Here is a 26,622-nt window from a genome sequence, read left to right on the forward strand (position 1 = left end):
CTTTTACCTACCGTACTCGTAAAAAAGGAGCGAGCCTCAGCCGAGCAGTTGTCGCAACACGTACTGCATGATCCCGCCGTGCCGGTAGTAGTCCGCCTCGCCGGCGGTGTCGATGCGCACGGCGGCATCGAACTGTGTGCCGTCGGCCTGTACCTGCACGGTGTCCGGTACGCCACCGGTGTTGAGCGCCGCGATCCCGGTGATGGTGAATCTCTCCTCGCCGCTCAGCCCCAGCGAGTCGGCGGACTGGCCGTCGAGGAACTGCAGCGGCAGCACGCCCATCCCGATCAGGTTCGAACGGTGGATGCGTTCGTAGGACTCGGCGATCACGGCCCGCACGCCGAGCAGCGTAGTTCCCTTGGCGGCCCAGTCGCGCGAGGAACCCGAGCCGTACTCCTTGCCGGCGAGGATCACCAGCGGGATGCCCGCCTCGGCGTAGTTGACGGACGCGTCGTAGATCGTGGCGACCGGCGCGTCCGGACGGGTGAAGTCGCGCGTCCAGCCCCCCTCGGTGTCCGGTGCGAGTTGGTTACGCAACCGGATGTTGGCGAAGGTGCCGCGAATCATCACCTCGTGGTTGCCGCGGCGCGAGCCGTACGAGTTGAAGTCCTTGCGCTCGATGCCGTGCCCGGTCAGGTACGCACCGGCCGGCGAGTCCGCCTTGATGGCGCCTGCCGGTGAGATGTGGTCGGTCGTCACCGAGTCGCCGAGCTTGGCCAGAACCCGCGCCCCGGAGATGTCCGCCACCGGCTCCGGCTCGCGTTCCATGCCCTCGAAATAGGGTGGTTGGCGCACGTACGTCGAGTCCGGCTGCCAGTCGAACCGCTCTCCGTCCGGCACGTCCAGGCCGCGCCAGCGCTCGTCGCCGGTGAACACGTCCGCGTAGTCGCTGGCGAACATGTCGGCCCGCAGGCAGCTGTCCACCACCTCGGTGACCTCCGCTGTGCTCGGCCAGATGTCGCGCAGGTACACCGGTTTCCCGTCGCTACCGGTACCCAGCGGGTCGCTCAACAGGTTGACGTGCATCGTGCCGGCCAGCGCGTACGCGACCACCAGTGGCGGCGAGGTGAGGAAGTTCATCCGGCACTCCGGATGGATGCGACCCTCGAAGTTGCGGTTCCCCGACAGCACCGAGCAGACCGTGAGGTCGTTCTCGTTGACCGCGGCGCTCACCTGCTCGATGAGCGGCCCGGAGTTGCCGATACAGGTCGTGCAGCCGTAGCCGACCAGGTTGAAGCCGAGCTTGTCCAGGTACGGCGTGAGGCCGGCCCGCTCGTAGTAGCTGGTGACCACGCGCGATCCCGGCGCCAGCGAGGTCTTCACCCACGGCTTGCTGGTCAGCCCGCGCTCGACCGCCTTCTTGGCCAGCAGCGCCGCCCCGATCATCACCGACGGGTTGGACGTGTTCGTGCACGAGGTGATCGCCGCGATCACGACGTGCCCGTTGTCGAGCTCGCTGGAATCACCGCCGTCGAACGTGACCGGCACGCGCTGGTGCGGCCAGTCATGGTGACTACCGCACCCGCACGGGGCCTGCGGGCGATCGCCGGGGGAGTCGTGATCGACCGCGATCGGGTCGCTCGCGGGGAACGATTCACCTGACGCCTCGTCCAGTCCGGACCGCACCGCCTCCGCGTGCGACTGCCCGGCGAGCATCGCACTCACGGCATGCGGGGCGATGCGGAGCGGGATCCGGTCGTGCGGGCGCTTCGGCCCGGCGATCGACGGTTCGACGCCGGCCAGGTCCAGTTCGAGCGTCTGCGAGTAGCCGGGCTCGTGATCCGGTTCGTGCCACAGCCCTTGTTCCTTCGCGTACGCCTCGACGAGCGCGATCTGTTCGTCGGGCCGTCCGGTCAGGCGCAGGTAGGACAACGTGACGTCGTCGATCGGGAAGATCGCGCAGGTGGCGCCGTACTCCGGACTCATGTTGCCGATGGTGGCGCGGTTGGCCAGCGGGACGTTCGTGACGCCGGGCCCGTAGAACTCGACGAACTTGCCGACGACGCCGGTGCGCCGCAGCAGTTCGGCGACGGTCAGCACGAGATCGGTGGCGGTGGTGCCTTCGGGTAACTCGCCGGTCAGCTTCAGCCCGAGCACCTGCGGGATCAGCATGCTCATCGGCTGGCCCAGCATCGCGGCCTCGGCCTCGATGCCGCCCACCCCCCAGCCCAGCACGCCCAGCCCGTTCACCATCGGGGTGTGCGAGTCCGTCCCGACGAGCGTGTCCGGATAGGCCAGCCGGCCGCCGTCGGGACGCTCGCGGGTGAACACCACACGGGAGAGGTACTCGAGGTTCACCTGGTGACAGATGCCGGTGTCCGGCGGTACGACGCTGAAGTCGTCGAAGGCCCGCTGGGCCCAGCGCAGCAGCTGATACCGCTCGGCGTTGCGCTCGAACTCGAGTTCGGCGTTGACGCGGAAGGCGTTCGGGCGGCCGAACACGTCGGCGATCACCGAGTGATCGATCACCAGTTCGGTGGGAATGAGCGGGTTGATCCGCGCCGGGTCGCCGCCCAGCGCGGTGATCGCGTCGCGCATCGCGACCAGGTCGACCACGCACGGCACCCCGGTGAAGTCCTGCATCAGCACCCGTGCCGGGGTGAACGCCACGTCCGCGTCGGGTACCGCATCCGGTCGCCACGAGGCCAGCGCGGCGATCTGCTCGGCGGTGACCAACCTGCCGTCCTCGTTGCGCAGCAGGTTCTCCAGCAGCACCTTCAGGCTGTACGGGAAACGATCGGTGCCGTCGAGGCGGTCCAGCCGGTAGATCTCGTACTCCGTGCCGGTGACGCGGAGCCGGTCACGTGACCCGACGGTGTTCGAACTCATGCTCGTCCTCCTCGGGCGGAGTAGGGATCACTGCCACCCTAGGCCGAGACGCGTCAGCCGCGCAGGGCAAGCCGCCGTCCGGTGCCCCGGCGCGATCCGGCAGGTGCGTAGGCGAGGTCGTAGTGCGCGAACAGCGCAGGTTCGACCTCGGCGGGCAACGCGTGGCCGGGCCGCACGGACGGGCAGCGGCGCGCGAGTTCCTTGCCGCACTTGACGGTGACCGACGACGGGGCAACGGTTGCGTCGGCGAGTGGGACGAACACCAGTCGCCGACGGCAGCGGCGCAACATGGCCACGCCGGCGAAGGACACCATGCCGGTGTCGGTGTCCAGATAGAGGCTGGCGAGTTGACCGATGCGCTCGCCGCGCGCGTCGAGGACCTTACGTCCCACGATGTCGGTGGTGAACTCCGATGGGCTCACGGGTACTCCCTTCCGGCGTTGATACCGCCGGGCGGTCCTGACCGGGCGGGATGCCCGCCACGGCCAGGACCAGTTGTCCTGCGTGCGTCAGATGACGCGGACGTTGTCGGCCTGCGGGCCCTTCTGGCCGGCGACCGTGTCGAACTCGACGCGCTGGTTGTCGTCCAGGCTCTTGTACCCGTCGCCCGCCAGGCTCGAGTAGTGCACGAAGACGTCCTTGGTGCCGTCGTCGGGTGCGATGAAGCCGAAGCCCTTCTCGCTGTTGAACCACTTCACAGTTCCCTGCGCCATGGTGATTTCCTTTCGGTGAGTTGTGCCGAGCCGCACCGTGTGTGCGGGCCGCGGTCGTGACGTCCGACGCCGTAACTCGATCCGAGAGGATGAGGACTTCGTCGCGCGCTGCAGAAATCCCGCGCGCCGTGACGTGAAGGAGAAATGCCTAACCAAGGACTACGGTAACACCGTTTGCGGCTCAACCGGCCGTCGCGGCCGTCGAGCGCAGCGGAGCGCCCAGCGCATGCAGGTGCCGCAGCACGATCGCGTACGAGCCGAACAACGAGGTCTCGGTGTACGGAATTGCGTACGCGGCGCAGTGGGCCCGCACGACTGCCTGTGCCTTGCGCAGGTTGGCGCGCGGCATGCTCGGGAACAGGTGGTGCTCGACCTGGTAGTTCAGCCCGCCGAGCAGCAGGTCGGTGAACCAGCCGCCGCGCACGTTGCGCGAGGTCAGCACCTGGCGCCGCAGGTAATCGATCTTGCTGCCGGCCTTGATGGTGGGCATTCCCTTGTGGTTCGGGGCGAACGAGCATCCCATGTACAGCCCGAACACGGCCTGGTGCACGCCGAAGAAGGCCACCGCCTGAGCGGGCGTCAGCACCAGGACGAGCGCCGCGAGGTACGCGACGGCGTGCAGTGCGAGCAGCACGATCTCCACGGTCCGGTAGCGCCCGGAGCGCCCGACCGGCGCGGCCGTGAGGTGGCGGGCGCTGGACACGTGCAGGTTCAGGCCCTCGAGCAGCAGCAGCGGGAAGAACAACGCCGCCTGGTGGCGACCGATGAACCGGCCCAGCCGGCGGTGACGTGCGGCGATCTGGTCGGTGGTGAAGGCCAGCACGCCGTCGCCGATGTCCGGATCCTGCCCCTCGTGGTTCGGGTGCGAGTGGTGCCGGTTGTGCTTGTCGACCCACCAGGCGAAGCTCAGCCCGACCAGCAGGTTGCCGGCCACGATGGTGAGCAGGTCGTTCGCGCGGCGGCTGTGCCAGACCTGCTGGTGGCCGCCGTCGTGGCCCAGGAACGCGACCTGGGTGAACAGCACGCCGAGCGCGGCGGCCACGATCAACTGCAGCCACGATTGGCCGAGCCAGACGAAGGTCGCCCACGCACCGGCGAACGCGGCCAGCGTCACCGCGATGCGCAGCAGGTAGCTGCCGTAACGGCGATCGAGCAGCTTCGCCTGCCGGATCTGACGTGACAAGATGGCGAACTCGCTGCCGCGGCGCACGTCCGCCGGACGGGTCTCAACGGTGAGGGTCAAGAGGGGAACCTTCGTCGGCGCCGACATGCTCGTGTGCCGCCGGATCTCTGCCCAGCATGACGCCTGGATCATGATCACGCCAGGTGCACTCGGACCCCGCACAAGTGGAGGGCCCGTCCGGTCGTGCCGTTCGGTCCGGGCGCGGCTGGTAGGCTGGCTGAAGCGGCATTTTCCGCCGCGCCTCTTGCGGGCGAGCCTCCCGCCACGGTTCTGCTGATCGCCAGCCTCCGCTACCTGCGAGGTTGTTGCCGATCGCGAGCCACTCGTTCTTTGGAATACACGTGAGTTCATCTCGTTCCCCCCTGCCTGCAGCGACGTCTGCAGCCGCGCCGGCCGGTCGCCGGTCGCGCCGCGGTCGGCGTCCCGGCGCAGGTCACCAGCCGGTGCCGGCCCCGGCCGGCGCACGCACCGCGGCGCACCGGCCCGCGCCCAGCTCGAAGCGCCCGGCGCTCGTGCGCCCGGCCGTTGCGCCCGTGCCGAGCGCAACGACGCCCGGCCGCAGCTTCGCCGAACTCGGGCTGCCTGCCGTGCTGGTCGAGGCGCTCGCCGCGGCGAACCTGACGCAGCCCACCGCCATCCAGGACGCGGCCCTGCCCGACGCCCTGGCCGGCCGCGATGTTCTCGGCCGCGCCCGGACCGGATCGGGCAAGACGCTCGCCTTCGGACTGCCGCTGCTCACCCGGCTCGCCGCCGGGTCCGGGACGTCACGGCCGACCCGCCCGCGCGCCGTCGTGCTGCTGCCCACCCGCGAGTTGGCGCAGCAGGTCGAGGCCGCACTGCGCCCGCTCGCCGACCAGGTGCACCTGCGCATGCTGGTCGTGGTCGGCGGGATGCCGATCAACAAGCAGATCGCCGAGCTGCGGCGCGGGGTCGACGTGCTCGTCGCGACCCCCGGCCGGCTGGTGGATCTGATCGAGCGCAAGGCCGCGGTGCTCGACTCGGTGTCGATCGCGGTGCTGGACGAGGCGGACCATATGGCCGACCTCGGCTTCATGCCGGCCGTGACCCGCATCCTGAACGCCATGCCGCCCACGCGGCAGTGCCTGCTGTTCTCGGCAACTCTGGACCGCGACGTCGATCGGCTCGTGGCGCGCTACCTGTCCGATCCGGTGGTGCACCGGGTGGACACCGGCGAGGTGCCGGCCGCGGCGATGGATCACCAGGTCTTCCGGCTGGCTCACGAGGACAAGGTCGCCGTCGCCGCCGAGATCGCCGCGCGCGAGCCGCGCACGCTGTTCTTCGTCCGCACCAAGCACGGCGCCGACCGGCTGGCGCGGCAGTTCCGCACCCGCGGGATCGACGCCGCCGCGCTGCACGGGAACCTGAACCAGAACCAGCGCCGCCGCGCGCTCGACGGGTTCACCTCCGGCCAGAACCGCGTGCTCGTCGCGACCGACGTGGCCGCGCGCGGGATCCACGTCGACGACCTCGACCTGGTGGTGCACTACGACCCGCCGGCGGATCCGAAGGTGTACGCGCACCGCTCCGGCCGCACGGCACGCGCCGGCGCGAGCGGCACCGTACTCACCCTGGTCGCCCCGCAGCAGCAGGACGACATGGCGCGCATCCACGCGGCAACCTCGATCCGGGCCCGCTTCACCGCGGTCCGCCCCGGCCACCCGGCGATCGCCGAACTCGCAGCACCCGCCTGAGCTGTCAGTCCGGCGGCCGGCCGCGCCAGGAGCCGAGCACGATCAGTGACTTCGTCCCGATGACCGCCCCGCCGCGGCGCAACCGGTCGACGACCTGCTGCAGGTGCTGCACGTCGTTGACCCGGATGCGCACCAGCGCGTCCGGGTCGCCCGCGATGGTGCACAGCTCGATGACCTCGGGCGCGGCGACCACGGCGGCACGGATCTCCTCGACGGCGGTGCTGCCGCTGAAGCGCAGCTCGACGAACGCCTCGAACCCCGTGCCGAGCCGGCTCGGGTCGATGATCGCGCTGTAACCGCTGATCACGCCGAGCCGTTCCAGCCGGTCGATCCGCCGCTTGACGGGGGCGGGTGAGAGGTTCACCCGGGCGGCGATGTCGGTGACGGTGCGCCGGCCGTCGGCGACGAGCAGGTCGAGGATCGCGCGGTCGATGGCGTCGACGTCGACGGGGGTGGCCATGCCGGCAGTGTAGGCGCAACATTCCGGCGACAGATGCTGGCCTGCCGTAGCAAAAGATGCGTAGGGCGCCGAGATCCTGCCAGTTCATTGCGTGCCGATCCCCGCGCCGTTGCACTGTCCGGATGACCGACATCGGGCCGGGCCGGCCTGCCGTCACGCTTGCGGACAAGTACGCGCTGGAGCACGGCCGGGTGCTCATCTCCGGGGTCCAGGCGCTGGTGCGGCTCACCCTCGAGCAACGCCGCCTCGACCGGGCGCGCGGCCTGGACACCGCGGTGTTCGTCAGCGGCTACCAGGGCTCGCCGCTTGGCGGGCTGGATCTGGAGCTGCAGCGCGCGTCGGCGTTGCTCGATCCGGCAGGCGTCGTCTTCCGTCCCGGCGTCAACGAGGAACTCGCCGCCACCGCGGTGGCCGGTACCCAGCTGCTCGCGCACACGCCGGGCCGCCGGCACGAGGGCGTCACCGGCTTCTGGTACGGCAAGAACCCCGGCCTCGATCGTGCGGCCGACGCCATCCGGCACGGCAACCTGGCCGGCACCGCCCCGCTCGGCGGCGCCGTCGCCTGGATCGGCGACGACCCGGACTGCAAGTCCTCGACCGTGCCCAGCCGCTGCGAGCTGATCTGCCAGAGCCTGGCGATGCCGCTGTTCGCGCCGTCCACGGTGGGCGAGATCGTCGAGCTCGGCCTGCACGCGGTGGCGCTCTCGCGCGCGAGCGGCCTGTGGACCGGCCTGAAGATCGTCGCCGACATCGCCGACGCGAGCGCCACCGTCGAACTGGACGACGTGCGCAACGGCATCCCGGAGCCGGACCGCACGCCGCGTCAGCCGGTGGCCGCGCTGGTCGGCCCTGCCGCGCTGGACGCCGAGCACGACCAGCTCACCCGCCGGCTCGACCTGGCTCGCGCGTATGCGCGTACCCACCAGCTGAACACGATCACCTTCAATACGCGCACCGCCACGCTCGGCGTGCTCGCGTCCGGGCTCACCTACGCGGTGGTGCTGCGCGCGCTCGCCGACCTCGGCCTGGACGAGGCGGACCTGCAGTCGCTGGGCATCCGGCTGATCAAGCTCGCGATGCCGTTCCCGCTCGACGCGGACGCGCTCGCCGAGCTCACCGACGGGCTGGCCGAGGTGCTGGTCGTAGAGGACAAGACGCCGTTCCTGCAGGACACGCTCAAGCAGGCGCTGTACGAGCGCGAGGACCGGCCGCGCGTCGTCGGCCGCTTCGACGAGAACGGCCGGCCGCTGCTCACCGCTCGGGGCGCCCTCGACGCGCAGGCGGTCGCCCTCGCGCTGGCCGCACGGATCGGCGCGGACCGGCTGCCTGCCGCCGCGGTCGCGCGACTGCAGGCGATGCGGGCGCCCCGTCCGCGTCCGCGCACCGCCCTGAACACCCTCGCGGCGCGCGTCCCGTACTTCTGCTCCGGCTGCCCGCACAACACCTCGACGCGGGCCGACCAGGACACGCTGGTCGGGGTCGGGATCGGCTGTCACGCGATGATCGCGCTGGACGGGCACGGCCGCGGCCATCAGGTCGGGCTGACCCAGATGGGCGGTGAGGGCGCGCAGTGGATCGGCCTCGCCCCCTTCACCGGCGACCGCCACTTCGTTCAGAACCTCGGCGACGGCACGTTCCACCACTCCGGCTCGCTCGCCGTCCGCGCCGCGGTCGCCGCCGGCGTCACGATGACCTACAAGCTGCTGTACAACGACGCGGTGGCGATGACCGGCGGTCAGCGGGCCGAGGGCAGGTTGGACGTACCGGCGATCACGCGGCTGCTCGCGATCGAGGGCGTGCGGCGCATCGTGATCACCACGCCGGAACCGAGCAGCTACCGTCGCGTAGCGCTCGACCCGATCGCGTCCGTCCGGCATCGCGACGAGTTCGCCGAGGTCGAACGTGAGCTGGCGGGCGTCGACGGCGTCACCGTGCTGATCCACGACGACCAGTGCGCAGCCGAGCAACGCCGGATGCGCAAGCGCGGCACGCTGACGACAGCCGCCGAGCGCATCGTGATCAACCGGCGCGTCTGCGAGGGCTGCGGCGACTGCGGCGACAAGTCCAGCTGCCTGTCGGTGCAGCCGGTCGCGACCGAGTTCGGCCGCAAGACGCAGATCCACCAGGCGTCCTGCAACTTCGACGTGAGCTGCACGAAGGGCGACTGCCCGGCGTTCCTGCTGGTGCGCCCGGGTGGCAAGGCGCGCCGGGCGGTCCCGGAGCCGCCCGCGAACCTGCCCGCGCCGCAGCGTGCCTTCGGGCCGGCCGGCGTGCTGGTGCGCATGCCGGGCATCGGCGGCACCGGCGTGGTGACCGTGTCCCAGATCCTGCAGATGGCCGCGCACCTGGACGGGCTGCATGCCGCGGGGCTGGAACAGACCGGGCTGGCGCAAAAGGGCGGCCCGGTGGTCAGCGACGTGCGGATCGGCAAGGAGCCGATCAGCGGCGCGCTGCGTGCGTCACGCTCCAGCGCCGACGTGCTGATCGGCTTCGATCTGCTGGGTGCCGCCGCGGACTCCAACCTGGCTGTCGCCGATCCGGCGCGCACCGTGGCCATCGTCAACACCGCGCTCGTGCCGACCGCGCAGATGGTGACCAACCGGGTGGTGCTGCCGGGCTCGCCCGCCGAGGCCCTCGAGCGCATCGCGGCCGCCACCTGCGAGATCGTGTCCCTCGACGCGCAGCGGCTCGCCGAGGAGCTTTTCGACGACCACATGCCGGCGAACATGCTGCTGGTCGGTGCCGCGTACCAGCGCGGCTGCCTGCCGATCAGCGCCGAGTCGATCGAGCAGGCCATCCGGCTCAACGGCGCCGCGGTCGACGTCACGCTCGCCGCGTTCGCCTGGGGCCGAGCCGCGGTGGCCGACCCGGCCGCGCTCGAGGCGGCGCGGGCGACGCCGGAGCTGCCCGTGGTGGCGGTGGACGCGGCGGCGCGCGCGATGGCCGCGACGACCGGGCTGTCCGGCGCGCTCGGCGACGCGGTGGCACTTCGGGTCGCCGACCTGATCGGTTACCAGCACGAGGCGTACGCGCGGCGCTACGCCGACGACGTGCGCGAGTTCGCGCGTGCCGCGGCGTCACGGGTCGCGGCGGCCTCCGACGGGCTCGTCCGCGCGTACGCCGAGAACCTGCACAAGCTGATGGCGTACAAGGACGAATACGAGGTGGCCCGGCTGCACCTGGACGGGGTGGAGCGGGCGCGGCTCAGCGCCGAGTTCGGCCCGGACGCGACCGCGACGGTGCTGCTGCACCCGCCGGTGCTGCGTGCGCTCGGCATGAACCGCAAGCTGCGGCTGGGCCGGACGGCCACCCCGCTGTTCGCCCTGCTGCGGGCTGCGCGGCGGCTGCGCGGCACCCGCTTGGACCTCTTCGCCTACAGCGCGATGCGCCGCACCGAGCGCGAGCTGGTGGCCGAGTACCGCGAGCTGGCGGCGCAGGGGCTCGCGCACGTGGACGCCGGCAACCTCGCCGAGGTGATCGCGCTGTTGCGGCTGCCCGAGGCGATCCGCGGTTACGAGCAGCTCAAGCTGGCCCGGGTTGCCGAGTTCCGCGCCGCGTCCGCAGCGGCGCTGCGCCGAATCGCCGCGGGCTGACCGCTCAAGCGGCTGACCGCTGCCGGCTGACCGCTCAGGCGGCGCTGTCCGACCAGGCCCGCTCGAGGGCGGTCGCCAGGAGCTCGACCGGCTGCGCGCCGGAAACGCCGTAGCGGCCGTCGAGCACGAAGAACGGGACGCCGGTGATGCCGAGCGCGCGGGCCTCGGCGAGGTCGTGGTCGACCTCCGTGGCGAAGGCGTCCGAATCCAGCACGGTGGCGGCCGCCTGCGGGTCCAGGCCCGCCTCCGCAGCCAGGGCGAGCAGCGACTCGCGGTCGAACACCGAGCGGTGCTCGGTGAAGTAGGCGGCGAACAGCCGCTCCGCGAGCTCATCCTGGCGGCCCTGCTCTCGGGCGAACTGCAGCAGCCGGTGCGCGTCACGCGTGTTGCCGCTGCGCTGCCCGGCCAGGTCGTAATGCAGCCCGTCGCCCGCGGCGCGCTGCTCCATCTGCCGCTGCGCCTGCTCGGCCTGCTCGATGCTCATCCCGTACTTGCTCGACAGCATCTGCACGGTGGGGCCGGCGTCGGCGGGAGCGGACGGGTCCAGCTGGAAGGAGCGGTGCACGACGGTGACCTCGTCGCGGTGCTCGAACTGCGCCAGCGCCTGCTCGAAGCGGCGCTTGCCGAGGTAGCACCACGGGCACACGACATCGGAGAAGATCTCGACCTGCATGTCGACTACAACCGCGGCGCCCGGCGAACGCTTCCCGTCAGGTTGCCGAGCCCGGTGTCTGTAGTCGGCACTTCGTCCCGAGGTCGACCGCGAGACTGCTGAGACGTCATGCAGCTCCAGCCGGGCGAGCAGACGCCGCACTGTACGGCCACGTACATGGCTGTACAGATCTGCTCGCGTGACTCACGAGGCGATGCCGAGCACGAAGGGGAACACCCCACTCGCGCCTGCCTCGCGCAGCAGCCGGGCGATGACGGTCAGCGTCCAGCCGGTATCGGTGTAGTCGTCCACGAGCAGCACGTCGCGCCCATCGACCGCGGCCGCCAGCACGTCGCCGAGGACGTAGCTGCCCCAGACCTCGCGCAACCGCAGTGCGCTGTTCGAGCGCGCGCGGGCGGACCGGCCGACGTGCGTGACCGCCCCCAGGTGCGGCAGCCGGCCGACCTCGCCGAGCCGGGCCGCCAGGTCGCCGACCAGCGCGGGCCGCCGGAGCGAGCCGACGTGTACCACGGCCTCGGGACGCCGCGTCCAGTCCCACTCGGCCAGCACGCGGACGCAGGCGCGCAGCACCTCGGTCGGGACCGGGCCGTCCGGCGCGTCCCCGGTGAGCAGCGTGCGCAGCTGTGCGCCGAAGCCCAGGTCGGTGTAGCGCGCCAGCGCCCGGCCGCGCTCGGCCAGCTCGCCGGGCCCGAGCTTGCCGCGCACGTCCACGCCGAGGTTGGGCATCGCCGAGGGCCACATCCGGCGTGGGTCGAACGGCACGCCCGGCCGGTGCAGCGTCGCCGTCGCCGCACTCACCGCGGTGTCTGACGCGCTGGTGGACAGGTGCAGGCCGCCGCAGTTGTCGCAGCGGCCGCAGTCCTCGTCCTCCGCGTCGTCGAGCTGTTCGCGCAGGAACCGCAGCCGGCAACGGGCGGTGCCCAGGTAGTCGCGCATCGCCTGCTGTTCGTCGCGGCGCACCTGGGCGACTCTGGCGTACCGGTCGGTGTCGTAGTGCCACGGCTCGCCCGTCGCGACCCAGCCTCCCTTGACCCGAGTGACTGCGCCGTCGACGTCCAGCACCTTGAGCATCGCCTCGAGCCGCGAGCGGGACAGTTCGACCCGGGTCTCCAGCGCGGCCAGGCTCAGCGGCCCCCCGGAGCCGGCCAGGACCCCCAGGGCCGTGCGCACTTGCTGCTCGGCGGGGAAACCGACCGAGGTGAAGTACGACCAGATCGCCTCGTCCTCACTGCCGGGTAAGAGCACCACCTCGGCGCGCTCGACGCCGCGGCCGGCGCGGCCGACCTGCTGGTAGTACGCGATCGGTGAGGACGGCGCGCCGAAGTGCACCACGAAGGCCAGGTCCGGCTTGTCGAAACCCATGCCCAACGCCGACGTCGCGACAAGCGCCTTGACCCGGTTGTGGATCAGGTCGTCCTCGGCGGCGAGCCGCTCGGTCTGCTCGGTCTGCCCCGAGTACGCCGCGACGGGCAGGCCGCGTTCGCGCAGGTAGCCGGCGACCTCCTGCGAGGCGGCGACCGTCAGCGTGTAGACGATGCCCGAGCCCGGCAGCGCGGCCAGGTGCTCGGCCAGCCAGGCCAGCCGGTGCGCGGTGTCCGGCAGGTGCACGACGCCGAGATGAAGCGATTCGCGATCCAGGCTGCCGCGCAGCACCAGCACGTCGTCGTCGGACGCGCCCAGCCCGAGAACGTCCGCGACATCCTGCACGACGCGGCTGTTCGCCGTAGCCGTGGTGGCCAGCACCGGGATCCCGGACGGCAGCTGCGGTAGCAGCGTGCGCAGCCGGCGGAAGTCGGGCCGGAAGTCGTGCCCCCAGTCACTGATGCAGTGCGCCTCGTCGACGACCAGCAGGCCGCAGGACGCCGCCAGTCGCGGCATCACGTTGTCGCGGAACTCCGGGTTGTTCAGCCGTTCCGGCGAGAGCAGCAGGACGTCGACGTCTCCGCGCGCGACCGCGTCGTAGGTGTGCTGCCAATCCTCGACGTTGGTCGAGTTGATCGTGACGGCGTGAATGCCGGCCCGCTCGGCAGCCGCGATCTGGTTGCGCATCAAGGCGAGCAGTGGCGAGACGATCACGGTCGGCCCGGCTCCGCCGGCCCGGAGCAGTGCGGTGGCCACGAAGTAGACGGCCGACTTGCCCCAGCCGGTGCGCTGCACCACCAAGGCCCGGCGCCGATCGGCGACCAGCGCCTCGATCGCCGTCCACTGATCTGTTCGCAGCGCCGCGTCCGGACCGGCGAGCGCGCGCAGGTGCTCCTCGGCCCGGTCGCGCAATGCCGTGTGCTCCAGTGCGGCGCCGTTCAGTTGCCGGGTAGGGGTGGCCATCCGTCCTGTCTAACAGTCCGTGCTGACGGATCGCCCGTTGTCCACAGCGAGGCAGCGAAGCGCGCCGCGTCTTTGCGACTCCTCGCCTGCTCGGGTGTCGCCTGCTGGGGGCGATACTGCGCTTCGGTTCTGCGTCGAAGGGCGCACCGGCCTGGAGCTGGGTGCTCGGCCGGGTGTGTTGCCAGGTCGCCGTTCGCTCGGGCGGCACTGCGTCGACGGGCGCTGCGACGGGGGACCCGCTGTTGGTCGAGCCTGCGCTGCTGGGTCGCTGCTGGTCTCGGTTGCGGTCCGTCGAAGTGCGCACCGACGAGGAGCTGGGTGCTTGGTCGGTTCGCCGCTGCCGAGTCGCCTCTCGCTTGCGTTGCTCTGCGTCGAACGGGACCGGCTCTCAGAACCGGCTCTCGTCGGTTGCCGCTGTCGAGTTGCCGACCGCTCGTGGTTGCTCTCCGTCGAAGTGCGCACCGACGAGGAGCTGGGTGCCGGCTTGGCTTGCGTTGCTGGGCCGCCTCTCGCTGGTGGTTTGCATCCGCTACGGACGTGCTCCTTCTGTCGGAATCTGCTTGCAAAATATGGCGAAAGTCGGTCCCAAAGCATTGACATGTCGGGGCGATGGCGTAGAATCAGACGCATGGGCGAATCCGATCAGATCATCGTCGACGGGATCACCGTCGACCTGGTCGACCCCGCCCAGTGCACCCCACTACCTACCGCGTCGGACGTGCTGCACCGACCGGACCAGGTCGCCTGCGCGGCGACCGTGCTGACGCCCTCGGGTGCGGTGTTGACCGCGGTGGAGTCGCTGCTGCCGGGCCGGCTCTCGGACACCGGCCTGATCGACGCCCTGCAGGCCTGTGACCGGCTGCGGGCCCTGGTCGATGCCAAACAGAGTGAGCTGCTGACCGAGCTCGCCCGCCGTGACCCGGACGGCGAGGCGTTCCTGCGCGACGAGGCCGCGCTGGCGTTGCACCTGGCGCCGGCCACCACCCAGGACCGCCTCGACACCGCCAGCGAACTCACCGGGCGGTTGTGGGACACGTTCGACCTGCTCCGCTCGGGGTACCTGTCCGCGGTGCACGAGCCTGTCAAGTCTTCTGTGTAAGTGGTCAAGATCGTTGGGTTAGAGGCCGGCGGGGAGCCGGCCGGGGTAGGCCAGGTCGAGGGCGTTGATGGCGGCGCGCCAGCCGGTGGTGGTGGCGCCTTCGATCAGGCGGGGCGGGGCGGTGCGCTTGTTCGCCGGCTTGCCTTTGTCCTTCTCTCGCAGAGCGGCGCGCTTGTCTTCGATGTCGAGGATGGCCAGCCAGATGAGCTTGATGATGGCGTCGTCATTGGGGAACTGGCCACGGTTCTTGATGATCTTGCGGAGCTGGTAGTTCAACGACTCGATCGAGTTGGTGGTGTAGATGACCTTGCGAACCTCCAGTGGGAAGGCCAGGAACGGCACGAACCGGTCCCAGGCTCGTTCCCACGCTGCGACGGTGGCGCCGTACTTCTTGCCGAGTTCGGAGTCGGCGAACGTGGTGAGCTCGTCGAAGGCGGCGTCGGCGTTGACCGCGGTGTAGATCGGCTTGAGCGCCGCAGCGACGGCCTTGCGGTCGTTGTAGGACACGTAACGCAGCGAGGCGCGAATCAGGTGGACCACGCAGGTCTGCACCACTGTCTGCGGCCAGGTCGACTCGACCGCCTCTGGCAGCCCGACCAGGCCGTCGCAGCAGGCGATCAGCACGTCGCGCACTCCGCGGTTGCGCAGCTCGCCGAGCACCTGGTTCCAGAACCGAGCGCCTTCTTGCTGCTGAACCCACAAGCCCAGCACGTGCTTCACGCCGTCGGTATCGACGCCGATCACCACGTGACAGGCCTTGTTGCGCACTACGTTCTGGTCGCGGACCTTCACCACCAGGGCGTCGATGAAGATCACCGGATAGACCGCGTCCAGGGGACGGGTCTGCCAGGCCTTGACCTCTTCGAGGACCTCGTCGGTGATCTTGGAGATCGTGTCATGGGACAGCTCGGTGCCATAGACCCGCTGCAGGTGGTGGCCGATGTCGCGCACCGTCATCCCACCGGCATAGAGGCTGATGATCATGTCCGACAGGCCGCCGAGGCGGCGGGTCCCCTTCGGTACCAGCCGGGGCGTGAAGCTGCCGACCCGATCCCGCGGCGTGTCCAGATCGACCGGCCCGACCTCGGTCAACAACGTCTTCGGCGTCGACCCGTTACGGGAGTTGCCAGACCCGGCCCCGGCCGGGTCACCACGCTCGTAGCCCAAGTGATCGGTGAGCTCGGCCTCGAGTCCACGCTCGAGCACCGCCTTGATCATCTCCGGCAGGAACCCGCCGTCGCCGGTCAACGCGACACCGTCGTCACCGACCTTCGACATCAGATCGTCCAGCCAGCCCTGCCCGGCCATCTCGGCCACCAGCTTGCGCGCCGCCACCCGCGCCGGTGGCACCGGCTCGTCCTTGCGGCTGCGCTTGGCCATGTCCTCCAGTGTCGCCGACACCAGCTGATCGGCCACCGCCGACGGCACCTCGTTCACCGCAGCGGCCCGGCCGCCCGGCATCATCGTGATCGTCATGATCGTGTTCTCCGATCTGTGCGACAGCTCCCGCAGGAGCCTCCCGCACGGGGTTAGCTCAACCCCTCACACAGACCATCTGACACGCCCCGGTGCACGCCCGCATCCTGGCCACCGCCACCATCGAGCTGCCCGATGCGGTGGTCGCGAAAGTCCAGGCACAAGTCCTGAAGCGGGCGCCCGGTCAGACACCCGGTGAGTTCCGCGCCGCCGTCCGCCGCGCCATCGCCAGGCACGACGCCAAGACCCAGAACGAGAAACACCGCCAGGCGGCTGGCCAACGCCACGTGCGTAAGGAACACGTGGAAGACGGCATGGGCTGGTTGACCCTGTTCGCCCCCGCCGACGGCATCGAAACCGTCTGGACCGCCGTCACCACGTGGGGCACGAGAACCAGCCGCGAAGACCAGCGCACCGCCGACCAACGCCGCGCCGACGCACTCGTGGAGATCTGCACGGCCGCCCTGGCCATGCCCGGACTACCCGCCCAGCACGGACTCAGGCCGACGGTGAACGTCACCCTCGCCGCCAGCACCCTCACCGGTGCCGACGACCAACCCGGCTACCTGAACGGCGAACCCGTCCCCGCCGACATCGCCCGGCGCGTCGCCACCCAACCCGGCGCCAAGCGGTTCTACTGGCCCGTCGATCAGACCGGGCGGCTCCTCGACACGGCCTGCCCGCACGCGTCCGCAGCATCCACAGTGCCGGCCGGGCCGGTGATCGACAGCAGCCTGACCACCGACCAGTACCAGCCCACCGTCACGATCGCCCGACACGTCATCACCCGCGACCAACACTGCATCATGCCCGGCTGCCGACGCCGCGCCCACACCTGCGAACTCGATCACCGGCTCCCATGGCCCGACGGTGCGACCAGCGCCGCGAACCTCGAACCGTTATGCAAACGGCACCATGACCTGAAGCATCACGCCGGCTGGACCCTCACCCGAACCCCCGACGGCACCTACCACTGGACCAGCGCCACCAGACACCACTACCAGTACCGGCCACCCGAACTCCCCGTCCCTGTCCCCGAACCACCGAAACAGACCGGACCCGACCCCAACGACGAACCACCGCCCTACTGAGCCGCGCGCCGCCCGGCAGGTCCGCGCGCTCAGTTGACCTGGCGGTCGTGTCCGGCCCAGTAAGGCTCGCGCAGCTTGAACTTTTGCAGCTTCCCCGTCGCAGTCCGCGGCAACGTCTGCACGAACTCGATCCGCTTCGGGCACTTGTAGCCGGCCAGGCGCTCACGGCAGTGCGCGATCAGTTCCTCCGCCGTCACGGGCTCGGAGCTGACCACGAGCCCGGTCACCAGTTCGCCCCACTTGTCGTCCGGGATTCCGATCACCGCGACCTCGCGCACCGCCGGGTGGGAGGTGAGCGCGTCCTCGACCTCGATCGAGGACACGTTCTCGCCACCGGTGATGATCACGTCCTTCTTCCGGTCCGAGATCACCAGGTAGCCCTCGTCGTCCAGGTAGCCACCGTCGCCGGTGTGGAACCAGTCGCCCGCCTGCGCCTTCGCGGTCTCCTCCGGCTGTTGCCAGTACCCGTCCAGGTTGTGGTTCGAGGCAGTGATCACCTCGGAATCGACGTCGATCTCGACGCGAACGCCGAGAGCCGGCGCGCCGGCGCGCATCAGCTTGCGGGCCTGCTCGCTCGTCGGCAGCGACTCCCACTCGGCGCGCATCCGGTTGACCGTGACGATCGGCGACGTCTCGGTCAGGCCGTAGATCTGGCAGAACTCCCAGCCCAACTCGGTCATCACCCGCTCGATCGTGCGGGACGGGGGAGGCGCTCCGGCACACACGATGCGCACCCGATCGCGGCCGGGGATCTCGCCGTCCCACGACGCCGCCGCGTCCAGCGCGGCGTTCACGACCGCCGGGGCCGCGCACATCAGCGTGACGCCGTACCGCTGCACGCGGCGCAGGATCTCGGTGCCGTCGACCTGCCGCAGCACGACGTGTTTGCCGCCCACGCCGGTGATCCCGTACGGCATGCCCCACCCGTTCGCGTGGAACATCGGCAGCGTGTGCAGGTAGACGTCGCGGTCGCTGATGGTGGTGTGCAGGCCGAACACGGTCGCGTTCAACCACAGGTTGCGATGCGTGAGCTGCACACCCTTGGGACGTGCCGTGGTGCCCGATGTGTAGTTGATCGTTGCGGTCGCGCCCTCGTCCGGCTCAGCCCACGGGCGTGGCTCGGTCTCACGCAGGTACAGCGCGTCGTCCTCGCCCAGCACGAACCGGTGCGGCGCGTCGATCTTGTCGAGAACGTCCTTCAGCGACGGATCGGCGAACACCACCTCGGCGCCGCTGTGGCCGACGATGTAGTCGATCTCCGGCTGCGCCAGCCGGAAGTTGATCGGCACCAGCACGCGTCCCCATCCGGAGACGCCGAAGAACGAGGTGAGCAGGCGGGCCGAGTTCTGCGAGATCACCGCCACTCGCGCCCCCGTGGCGATCCCGAGTTGGTCCAGCCGGGCAGCCTGCGCCCGTGCGTTGGCCGCCAGTTCGCGGTAGGTCAGCTCGCCCAGGCTCGGGGCCGGCTGATCGGGCTCGTCGACCACCGCGATCCGGTCCGGGTACACATGCTCGGCCCGATCGAGGAAGTCGCGGACGGTCAACGGGTAGTACACGGGGCACCTCCGGCGGCGGGATCGTCACCTGATTACACCGCGCGGGACACCAGCTTGTCAGGCGCCGACCCTCTCCTTGATCGTCCGGACCGAATCGGACGCGGTGTGCGCAGCCGATTCGGCCGCCTCACGGGTGGACTCGGCGGCACTGCGAGCCACGTCGCGGGTGGACTCTGCTGCACTGCGCGCCGCTTCGCGGCCCGACTCTGCTGCACTGCGAGCAACGTCGCGGCCCGACTCTGCTGCACTGCGAGCAACGTCGCGGCCCGACTCTGCTGCACTGCGAGCAACGTCGCGGCCCGACTCTGCTGCACTGCGCGCCGCTTCGGCGGCCGACTTGCGCAACGAACGCGTCGTCTTGCCGGCGGCCTTGGACGCGCCCAGCGCCACACCGCCCAGGAAGTGGCCGGCCTCGCTGGTGGAGTCGCTGAGGGTGCGTGCGGCCTCCTTCGCGCCGGCGCGCGCCGCGGCGGCCTGCTCCACGGCGATGCCACGCGTCGCCTTGGCCTGCTTCTTCGCCACTGCCCGAGCCGCCTTGATCTGCGCCTTCGTCTGTGCCTTGGCCTCGGCCTTGAGCTGCTTGCGCTTTTCCTTGCCGGCGAACTTGGCCTCCAGCTTGGCGGCTCGACGGTCGGCCTTGGCGGCTTCGCGGTTCGCGCGCCGCACGGCCCGGGACTCGCCGGCATCACTCACCACCGAGTCGATCATCAGGCTGGTGCCGATGCCGAGCAGCCACGAGTCCTTCGCGATCGCGGTGCCCTGCTGGGTGGGGCGGATCCCGTCGTGCATGCCCGGCGTGCGCCACCACATCGTCAGCAGGCCGCCGGAGAATCCGCTCAGCGCCGCGCCGGCCAGCCGGCTCGGGACGAACGGCAGCAGCAGCGCGCTGCCCAGGGTGGTCTCGCCGATCGCGAGCGCGCGCAGGAACGTCTTCGGCGGCACGCTCTGGAGCATCGGGTAGGCCCCGGACGCCGTGCCGTGCAGTGCCTTGGCGGTGTCCTCGTCGGCCTTCAACTTCGTCAGCCCGGTGTTCAGGACGAAAGCACCGGCGACGATCCGTAGCGGGGCGCGGCGGAGCGTGGTGGCAAGAGTCATACCCGATGACTTCCCCTCAGACCCAGGACGGTAACCACATGTGTGCGTGCCACTGGTCGTAGGTGAGCAGCCCGCCGGTGAAGATCGGCCACATCCAGGCGAAGTCCGCGACCACCAGGCCGAGGTACACCGACACCCCGATGACCCCCCAGCGCCTGCGGCGCAGCGCCGCCGCCAGGCGGGACTCGTCACCGGTCTGCCGCACGGCCGGGCCGAGCATGACGCCGAGCGCGAGGCTCAGCCCGATGATGAGGAACGGGACGAGCGGGGCCATGTAGAACAGGAACATCGTCCGCTTCAGGTCCTGGAACCAGACGGCCCAGCCGGCCAGGAACGCGACCCACACCGCGCCCGCCCGCCAGTCCCGCGTCGTCACCCAGTGCCAGGCGAGCCAGAGCAGCATCGGCAGGAACGCCCACCACAACAACGGCGTGCCGATCAGCAGGATCTCCCGCGAACAACTGCTCGCCCCGCAGGCCTTGGAGCCGCCGTCGTAGTAGAAGTCCACCGGGCGCCCGATCACCAGCCAGCTCCACGGGCTGGACTGGTAGGTGTGCCCGCTGGTCAGCCCCTCGTGGAACCGGTAGGCGTCCAGCGTGTAGGCGCCGAGCGAGCGGATCGGGTCGGGCACCCAGGCCCAGCTGAACGGGACGCGGATCCCGAGCAGGTGCAGGTGCGTGGACGGTCCGTGCGTGTCGGCCCAGTGCCGTCCCCAGCCGTTCTCGCCGGTGAACCAGCCCAGGTAGGTGAGCAGGTACACACCGATCGGGGTGGCGATCAGCGAGCCCAGCCCGGGCACCGCCGAGCGCCACAGCATGCCGAGGGTCGGACGCCTGACGCCGGCCGCGCGCAGCGCCGCGCGGTCCCAGACCAGGCTGAGCAGGACGAACGCCACGAAGAACGACAGCGCACTCCACTTGATCGCGCAGGCCGCGCCGAGCATCACCCCGGCGAGCAGCCGCCAAGGACGCGGGCCGAGTGACGGGCAGCCGCCGGACAGGTCGGCGCCCGCCGCGTACAGCCGGCCCAGCCGGGCGCGCATCCGGTCCCGGTCGATCACCAGGGCGCCGAAGCCGGCGAGGACGAACGTCTGCAAGAAGATGTCCAGGATCGCCGTGCGCGAGAGCACCAGCGACAGACCCTCCATCGTCAGCAACAGCCCGGCGATGACTCCGAACAGGGTGGACCGCAGCATCCGCTGCACGATGCGGATGATCAGCACCACCGCGACCACCCCGGCGATCGCCGGAGCCACCCGCCAGCCCAGCGAGTCGTTGCCCCAGATGTGCGAGGTCAGGCCGATCAGCCACTTGCCGAGCGGCGGATGGACGATGAACATGTAGCCGCGGTCGTCCTCGTAGCCGTACCGCAGCAGCTCCTGCGCCTCGGTCGCGTAGTAGACCTCGTCGAAGATCTTGCCCGACGGGAAGCCGAGCGCCCAGAACCGGGTGAAGCCGGCCAGCACCGCAACCAGCAGCGTGCACAGCCATCCCCACCACGGATGCGGGTCGCGCCACGGGACCAGTGCTGCGGGGATCGGCCGCGGCACCTCGGGCCGGTTGGCACTGTCCCGGTCGGCGTCGGGCGGCGGTGCGTCCAGCACGGCCGAGGGCGTCGACGTCACGCCGCCGATCCTATGCGGACGACTCGAGCCCCGGCTTGCTCCCGTTGCGACCGCTAGCGTGTGCGAGGTGGGGCGGGACGCGGATGCGCGAGGACGGGTGATCCTGGCCGGCGCGCCCCTCGGCAACGCGGCCGACGCCTCGCAACGGCTGCGGGACGCGCTCGCCGCGGCGCCGGTGATCGCGGCCGAGGACACCCGCCGGCTGCACCGGCTGTGCCGCGACCTGGCGCTCACGCCCGCCGGCCGGACGGTGTCCTTCTTCGAGGGCAACGAAACGGCTCGGGTACCGCTGCTGCTGGACGCGCTGCGCGGCGGCGAGGACGTGCTGGTGGTGACCGACGCAGGGATGCCCTCGGTATCCGATCCCGGCTACCGACTGGTCGCGGCCGCCGTCGCCGAGGGCATCGTGGTCACCACGCTGCCCGGCCCGTCCGCGGTGACGAGCGCGCTCGCGGTGTCCGGCCTGCCGGTCGACCGGTTCTGCTTCGAGGGGTTCCTGCCGCGCAAGCCGGGCGAGCGGCGCCACCTGCTCGCCGACCTGGCCGGCGAGCGCCGCACCCTGGTCTTCTTCGAGGCGCCGCACCGGCTGGCCGGGTCGCTAGCCGACCTGGCCGACGCCTTCGGTGCCGACCGGCCCGCGGCCGTGTGCCGGGAGCTGACCAAGACGTACGAAGAGGTGATCCGCGGCCCGCTGGGTGAGCTGGCCGGCTGGGCGGCCGGCGGCGTCCGGGGCGAGCTCACCCTCGTCGTAGCCGGAGCCGCGCCGCCGAGCGGGGACGCGACACCGCAGGCGCTCGCCGCCGAGGTCGCCGCGCGCGTGGAAGCCGGCCAGGCACGCAAGGACGCCATCGCCGAGGTCGCGCGCACCAACGGCGTCCCCAAGCGGGCCGTGTTCGACGCAGTGGTCGCCGCCAAAGACTGACGCGGCGGGCCCGATTCGCGCAGCCCACTAACCTTGCTACGTGAGTGAGCGCATCCTGACCGCTGTAGCCTGGCCGTACGCCAACGGCCCGCGGCACATTGGCCACGTCGCCGGCTTCGGCGTCCCGTCGGACGTCTTCGCCCGGTACCAGCGGATGGCGGGCAACCAGGTGCTCATGGTCAGCGGCACCGACGAGCACGGCACCCCGATCCAGGTGCAGGCCGACAAGGAGGGTGTCAGCGCGCGCGAGCTCGCCGACCGCAACGCGCTGGTGATCGCGAAGGATCTGCAGAACCTGGGCCTCTCGTACGACCTGTTCACCCGGACGACGACCAAGAACCACTATGCGATCGCCCAGGAGATCTTCCTCGGCCTGCTGAAGAACGGGTACGTGTTCGCGCAGAAGCAGCTCGGCGCGATCAGCCCGTCGACCGGCCGCACCCTGCCGGACCGCTATATAGAAGGTACGTGCCCGATCTGCGGGTACCCGTCCGCGCGTGGCGACCAGTGCGACAACTGCGGCAACCAGCTGGACCCGATCGACCTGATCAACCCGCGCAGCCGGATCAACGGCGAGACGCCCAAGTTCGTCGAGACCGAGCAGATGATGCTCGACCTGCCGGCCTTCGCCGACGTCCTCGCCGCGTGGCTGAAGAAGCAGAACCACTGGCGGCCGAACGTGCAGAAGTTCGCGCTCAACCTGCTCGACGACCTCAAGCCGCGCTCCTACACACGCGACCTGGAGTGGGGCATCCCGGTGCCGCTCGACGGCTGGCGCGACCGCCCGGACAAGTCGATCTACGTCTGGTTCGACGCCGTGGTCGGGTACCTCTCCGCGTCCATCGAATGGGCGGCGCGCGCCGGCGACCCGGACGCCTGGCGCGCGTGGTGGCAGGACGAGAACGCCCGGCACTACTACTTCATGGGCAAGGACAACATCGTCTTCCACGCCGAGATCTGGCCGGCGATGCTGATGGGCTACTCGGGCATCGGCAGCAAGGGCGGCACCCCCGGCTCGCTCGGCGCGCTGCAACTGCCGTACGAGGTCGTCTCGAGCGAGTTCCTGACCATGGAGGGGCGCAAGTTCTCCTCCTCGCGCAACGTCGTCATCTACGTCGGCGACCTGCTGAGCCGCTACGACGCCGACGCGCTGCGCTACTACCTCGCGGTCGCCGGGCCGGAGAACCAGGACACCGACTTCACCTGGTCGGAGTTCGTGCGCCGCAACAACGAGGAGCTGGTGGCGACCTGGGGCAACCTGGTCAACCGCACCGTGTCCATGACGGCCAAGAACCTGGGCGCCATTCCGGCCGCAGGAGCGCTGACCGACGCCGACCACGCGCTGCTGGCCGCATCCCGCGAGGCGTTCGGGACGGTCGGCGACCTGCTGGCCCGGTCGCGGCAGAAGGCGGCGATCGGCGCCGCGATGGACGTGGTGGGCGCCGCGAACAAGTATCTGTCCGACATGGAGCCGTGGAAGCTGAAGAACAGCGACCCGGACCGGATGGCGTCGGTGCTGCACGTGGCGTTGCAGGTGGTGTCCGACGCGAAGACGCTGCTCACCCCGTTCCTGCCCGCGTCGTCGGCGAAGGTGCACACGCTGCTCGGCGGCGAGGGGGACTGGGCCCGGATGCCCGACCTGGTCGAGGTCGACGAGCAGACCGCGGCCGGCTCGCCGGGCTACTCGGTGCTCACCGGCGACTACGACACCGGGGCGCGCTGGGAGTCGACGCCGGTCCCGGTGGGACATCCGATGGCGCCGCCGACCCCGATCTTCACCAAGCTCGACCCGTCGGTCGTGGACGAGGAACTCGCCCGCCTTGCTGACGGCTGAACCGCTGACCGCGCCCGTCTTCGACGCGCACACGCACCTGGACGCGATCGCGCGGCGCGCGGGCGTGGAGCCGAGCGACGCCTTAGTGGCCGAGGTCATGGGCGAGGCGCGCACGGCCGGAGTGGTCCGGGCGATCACGGTCGGTGACACGGTGGCCTCGTCCCGCTGGTGCGTCGAGGCAGCGCGCGCCCACCCGGACGTGTACGCGGCGGTGGCGGTCCACCCGACCGAGGTCAGCGGCCTCACCGACGAGCACTACGCGGAGCTGGAACGGCTGGCCGAGGATCCGCGCGTGGTCGCCGTGGGCGAGACCGGCCTGGACTACTACTGGGACCGCACCACGCCGGCCGAGCAGCAGGAGCATTTCCGCCGCCACATCGCGCTGGCCAAGCGGGTCGGCAAGGCGCTGATGATCCACGACCGGGACGCGCACGCCGACGTGCTGCGCATCCTGCGCGAGGAAGGCGCCCCCGATCAGGTGGTGTTCCACGCCTTCTCCGGCGACGCCGCGATGGCGCGCGAGTGCGTCGCGGCGGGTTACGTGCTGTCGTTCCCGGGCGTGATCACGTTCAAGAACGCCCCGGCACTGCGTGCGGCCGCGGCCGTCGTCCCGCTCGAGCAGGTGCTGGTCGAGACGGACGCGCCGTTCCTCACGCCGCATCCGCACCGGGGCCGGCCGAACGCACCGCGGCTGCTGCCGTTGACGGTTCGCGCCCTGGCGGCGGCCGGCGGGCACGAGGAGCAGGTGCTCTGCGCGGCGCTCACCGCGACCGGCGCACGCGTCTTCGGCCTGCCGCCCGAGTAGCCGAGATGTCCGGTTCCTGCCGTATTCATGCGATCCGGCCATGCGTGCGTGGCGGCACTCACACAACCTGCCGCGGGGTCCTGCCCCACGGGGTCCGGCAGGCCGCTTCGCGACCGCCGGCGGCGGCCTGCGGCGAGGCCGCCCCAGCCCCCTGATCGCGGGGGCGCAGCGAGTTGGGCCGCATCGTGGTGGCCGGCCCGGCCGGCCGGGCCCGGCTCGGACCGCCGCGGTGGCGGCTGCCCCGACTGGCAGCAATTTTCGGGCAACTTGCTGCCAGACGTTTTGGCGAGCTGCCGAAGTGCCCGTTACGGTTCCGTGACCAATGAGTTACGCAGTGCGTGCGAGCAACAGTTGGGAGTTTCCTATATGCGTCGCAGCGTCAAGTACGGCCTCTACGGTGCCGTACTCGCCGGACTGGTGGGCGGCACCGCCGCCTACGCCTCCGGCCCTGACGGACGGGACGTCGCCCTTGTGGTCGACGGCCAGACAAAGAACATCCACACCACGGCCAGCGACGTCAGCAGTGTGCTGAAGGACGCGGGCTACCAGGTCGGCGTCCACGACATCGTCGCGCCGGCCGTCGATAGCAAGATCCACAACGGCAGCACGATCGTCTACAAGCGCGGCCGGCTGCTGCGCCTGAACGTCGACGGGCAGCGCAAGGACGTCTGGACGACCGCGCCCACCGTGGCGCAGGCGCTGTCCGAACTGGGGTACCCGAGCTCGGACTTCGTCTCGGTCTCGCGTTCGAGCCGGCTGCCGCTGCAGCCCACGGACCTGGAACTGCGGGCGCCCAAGCAGGTGACCCTGGTGCATGATCGGCACACCTCGACGGTGATCTCCACCGGCCTGACCGTCGCCCAGGTGCTGCAGGCCGCCGGCGTGCACGTCGACGCGAACGACCGGGTGCGCCCGGCCGCCGCCACCGCGCTGCGCAACGGCATGAAGATCATCGTGCAGCGGGTCACCGTCAAGCGGATCGTCAAGCACGAATCGCTCGACTACCCGGTGACGCGCATCAAGGACTCCGCGATGTACCAGGGCAAGACGAACGTCACGACGGCGGGCGTGGAGGGCTCGGCGAACGTGACCTACGAGGTGACCTACGTCGACGGCAAGCGGATCAGCTCCAAGCGGCTGGGCAGCACCACGGTGACCAGCCCGAAGAAGCAGGTCGAGCGGGTCGGCACCAAGGCGCGTCCGGAGCCCCCGGCGTCCTCGGGCGGCGGGCTGAACTGGGACGGCGTCGCCAACTGCGAGTCCGGCGGCAACTGGCACATCAACACCGGCAACGGGTTCTACGGCGGCCTGCAGTTCGACTACGGCACCTGGCTGTCCAACGGCGGCGGCCAGTACGCCAGCCGGGCCGACCTGGCCAGCAAGTCCGAGCAGATCGCGATCGCGACCAAGGTGTACAACGCCCGGGGCTCGAGCCCCTGGCCGGTCTGCGGTCAGTACCTGTAGTACGCACCCGCGAAGCCCGGCTGCGGCTCCGGCCGTCAGCCGGGCTTCGTGCTGTCACTGCGCGGACATTTCAGACCCGGGGTGTTCGCGCCGATGGTTCATCCGTTACAGTTCCGTGACCCACCAGGTCGCACCGGGACGCCACCTGCAAGGAGTTAGCCCTTTTGC

19 protein-coding genes are annotated in these 26,622 nt (G+C 70.7%); 8 read left to right on the forward strand and 11 right to left on the reverse strand.

Translation table 11 applies throughout. From position 1 onward, the window contains the following. Positions 1–36: 36 nt before the first annotated feature. The 4 genes from acnA to M6B22_RS14960 all read right to left on the reverse strand — a co-directional run bounded on the left by acnA (position 37) and on the right by M6B22_RS14960 (position 4,785). Positions 37–2,829 (reverse strand): aconitate hydratase, encoded by a 2,793-nt coding sequence (gene acnA / locus M6B22_RS14945; RefSeq protein WP_269442359.1) that lies wholly within the window; start codon positions 2,827–2,829, stop codon positions 37–39. A gap of 53 nt (positions 2,830–2,882) precedes the next feature. Continuing rightward, positions 2,883–3,251, reverse strand: coding sequence for a PRC-barrel domain-containing protein (locus M6B22_RS14950; RefSeq protein WP_269442360.1), 369 nt, complete (start codon positions 3,249–3,251; stop codon positions 2,883–2,885). A gap of 87 nt (positions 3,252–3,338) precedes the next feature. Continuing rightward, on the reverse strand, positions 3,339–3,542 hold the full coding sequence (locus tag M6B22_RS14955) for a cold-shock protein (protein ID WP_269442361.1): 204 nt from the start codon (positions 3,540–3,542) through the stop codon (positions 3,339–3,341). 181 nt (positions 3,543–3,723) lie between these two features. Further along, a complete protein-coding gene (locus M6B22_RS14960) occupies positions 3,724–4,785 on the reverse strand; it encodes a fatty acid desaturase family protein (protein ID WP_269442362.1) in 1,062 nt (353 codons plus the stop codon). Positions 4,786–5,258: 473 nt separating this feature from the next. On the opposite strand from M6B22_RS14960, the gene M6B22_RS14965 reads away from it, so the two are divergent. Further along, positions 5,259–6,437 (forward strand): DEAD/DEAH box helicase, encoded by a 1,179-nt coding sequence (locus M6B22_RS14965; protein ID WP_269442363.1) that lies wholly within the window; start codon positions 5,259–5,261, stop codon positions 6,435–6,437. Positions 6,438–6,441: 4 nt separating this feature from the next. On the opposite strand, the gene M6B22_RS14970 is transcribed toward M6B22_RS14965, so the two are convergent. Beyond that, positions 6,442–6,897, reverse strand: a complete 456-nt coding sequence (locus M6B22_RS14970) for an Lrp/AsnC family transcriptional regulator (RefSeq protein ID WP_269442364.1) — start codon at positions 6,895–6,897, stop codon at positions 6,442–6,444. Between the two features lie 122 nt (positions 6,898–7,019). Here M6B22_RS14970 and M6B22_RS14975 point away from each other — a divergent pair, with 122 nt between their 5' ends. Next, entirely contained in the window at positions 7,020–10,490 is a 3,471-nt protein-coding gene (locus tag M6B22_RS14975) for an indolepyruvate ferredoxin oxidoreductase family protein (RefSeq protein ID WP_269442365.1), read from the forward strand. A gap of 34 nt (positions 10,491–10,524) precedes the next feature. Here M6B22_RS14975 and M6B22_RS14980 read toward each other — a convergent pair whose 3' ends face one another. Continuing rightward, positions 10,525–11,163, reverse strand: a complete 639-nt coding sequence (locus tag M6B22_RS14980) for a DsbA family oxidoreductase (protein ID WP_269442366.1) — start codon at positions 11,161–11,163, stop codon at positions 10,525–10,527. Positions 11,164–11,346: 183 nt separating this feature from the next. Then, positions 11,347–13,488 carry a RecQ family ATP-dependent DNA helicase gene (locus M6B22_RS14985; protein ID WP_269442367.1) on the reverse strand — a complete coding sequence of 714 codons (2,142 nt, stop codon included), beginning with the start codon at positions 13,486–13,488 and terminating at the stop codon, positions 11,347–11,349. 628 nt (positions 13,489–14,116) lie between these two features. Between M6B22_RS14985 and M6B22_RS14990 the strand changes: the two genes are divergently transcribed. Next, a complete protein-coding gene (locus M6B22_RS14990) occupies positions 14,117–14,587 on the forward strand; it encodes a hypothetical protein (protein WP_269442368.1) in 471 nt (156 codons plus the stop codon). Between the two features lie 18 nt (positions 14,588–14,605). Here M6B22_RS14990 and M6B22_RS14995 read toward each other — a convergent pair whose 3' ends face one another. Next, a complete protein-coding gene (locus tag M6B22_RS14995) occupies positions 14,606–15,967 on the reverse strand; it encodes an IS256 family transposase (RefSeq protein WP_407935646.1) in 1,362 nt (453 codons plus the stop codon). 188 nt (positions 15,968–16,155) lie between these two features. On the opposite strand from M6B22_RS14995, the gene M6B22_RS15000 reads away from it, so the two are divergent. After that, positions 16,156–17,154 (forward strand): HNH endonuclease signature motif containing protein, encoded by a 999-nt coding sequence (locus M6B22_RS15000; RefSeq protein ID WP_269442369.1) that lies wholly within the window; start codon positions 16,156–16,158, stop codon positions 17,152–17,154. A 29-nt stretch (positions 17,155–17,183) separates the two neighbouring features. Here the strand turns inward: M6B22_RS15000 and M6B22_RS15005 are convergent, their stop codons facing one another. Genes M6B22_RS15005 through M6B22_RS15015 form a run of 3 tightly spaced genes read right to left on the reverse strand, consistent with a single transcriptional unit; the run spans position 17,184 to position 21,429 of the window. Beyond that, entirely contained in the window at positions 17,184–18,710 is a 1,527-nt protein-coding gene (locus M6B22_RS15005; protein ID WP_269442370.1) for an AMP-binding protein, read from the reverse strand. Positions 18,711–18,767: 57 nt separating this feature from the next. Next, a complete protein-coding gene (locus M6B22_RS15010) occupies positions 18,768–19,805 on the reverse strand; it encodes a hypothetical protein (protein WP_269442371.1) in 1,038 nt (345 codons plus the stop codon). Positions 19,806–19,821: 16 nt separating this feature from the next. Next, positions 19,822–21,429, reverse strand: a complete 1,608-nt coding sequence (locus M6B22_RS15015) for a dolichyl-phosphate-mannose--protein mannosyltransferase (protein WP_269442372.1) — start codon at positions 21,427–21,429, stop codon at positions 19,822–19,824. 67 nt (positions 21,430–21,496) lie between these two features. On the opposite strand from M6B22_RS15015, the gene rsmI reads away from it, so the two are divergent. The 4 genes from rsmI to M6B22_RS15035 all read left to right on the forward strand — a co-directional run bounded on the left by rsmI (position 21,497) and on the right by M6B22_RS15035 (position 26,454). Further along, a complete protein-coding gene (gene rsmI / locus M6B22_RS15020) occupies positions 21,497–22,351 on the forward strand; it encodes a 16S rRNA (cytidine(1402)-2'-O)-methyltransferase (RefSeq protein WP_269442373.1) in 855 nt (284 codons plus the stop codon). Positions 22,352–22,391: 40 nt separating this feature from the next. Further along, positions 22,392–24,185: a methionine--tRNA ligase gene (gene metG / locus M6B22_RS15025; protein WP_269442374.1), complete on the forward strand. Its 1,794-nt coding sequence runs from the start codon at positions 22,392–22,394 to the stop codon at positions 24,183–24,185. Further along, positions 24,172–24,990 carry a TatD family hydrolase gene (locus tag M6B22_RS15030; RefSeq protein ID WP_269442375.1) on the forward strand — a complete coding sequence of 273 codons (819 nt, stop codon included), beginning with the start codon at positions 24,172–24,174 and terminating at the stop codon, positions 24,988–24,990. Before metG ends, M6B22_RS15030 begins: the two co-directional genes overlap by 14 nt. A 366-nt stretch (positions 24,991–25,356) precedes the next feature. Continuing rightward, positions 25,357–26,454: a resuscitation-promoting factor gene (locus M6B22_RS15035; protein ID WP_269442376.1), complete on the forward strand. Its 1,098-nt coding sequence runs from the start codon at positions 25,357–25,359 to the stop codon at positions 26,452–26,454. Positions 26,455–26,622 lie beyond the last annotated feature (168 nt).

Source organism: Jatrophihabitans cynanchi (assembly GCF_027247405.1).
Taxonomy (GTDB): Bacteria; Actinomycetota; Actinomycetes; order Mycobacteriales; family Jatrophihabitantaceae; genus Jatrophihabitans_B; species Jatrophihabitans_B cynanchi.

Bases quoted from the DNA above. Each gene is read 5' to 3' on its own strand.
- acnA (WP_269442359.1), bottom strand. From the start codon at position 2,829: ATGAGTTCGAACACCGTCGGGTCACGTGACCGGCTCCGCGTCACCGGC.
- M6B22_RS14955 (WP_269442361.1), bottom strand. From the start codon at position 3,542: ATGGCGCAGGGAACTGTGAAGTGGTTCAACAGCGAGAAGGGCTTCGGC.
- M6B22_RS14970 (WP_269442364.1), bottom strand. From the start codon at position 6,897: ATGGCCACCCCCGTCGACGTCGACGCCATCGACCGCGCGATCCTCGAC.
- M6B22_RS14975 (WP_269442365.1), top strand. From the start codon at position 7,020: ATGACCGACATCGGGCCGGGCCGGCCTGCCGTCACGCTTGCGGACAAG.
- M6B22_RS14980 (WP_269442366.1), bottom strand. From the start codon at position 11,163: ATGCAGGTCGAGATCTTCTCCGATGTCGTGTGCCCGTGGTGCTACCTC.
- M6B22_RS14985 (WP_269442367.1), bottom strand. From the start codon at position 13,488: ATGGCCACCCCTACCCGGCAACTGAACGGCGCCGCACTGGAGCACACG.
- M6B22_RS14990 (WP_269442368.1), top strand. From the start codon at position 14,117: ATGGGCGAATCCGATCAGATCATCGTCGACGGGATCACCGTCGACCTG.
- M6B22_RS14995 (WP_407935646.1), bottom strand. From the start codon at position 15,967: ATGGCCAAGCGCAGCCGCAAGGACGAGCCGGTGCCACCGGCGCGGGTG.
- M6B22_RS15010 (WP_269442371.1), bottom strand. From the start codon at position 19,805: ATGACTCTTGCCACCACGCTCCGCCGCGCCCCGCTACGGATCGTCGCC.
- M6B22_RS15035 (WP_269442376.1), top strand. From the start codon at position 25,357: ATGCGTCGCAGCGTCAAGTACGGCCTCTACGGTGCCGTACTCGCCGGA.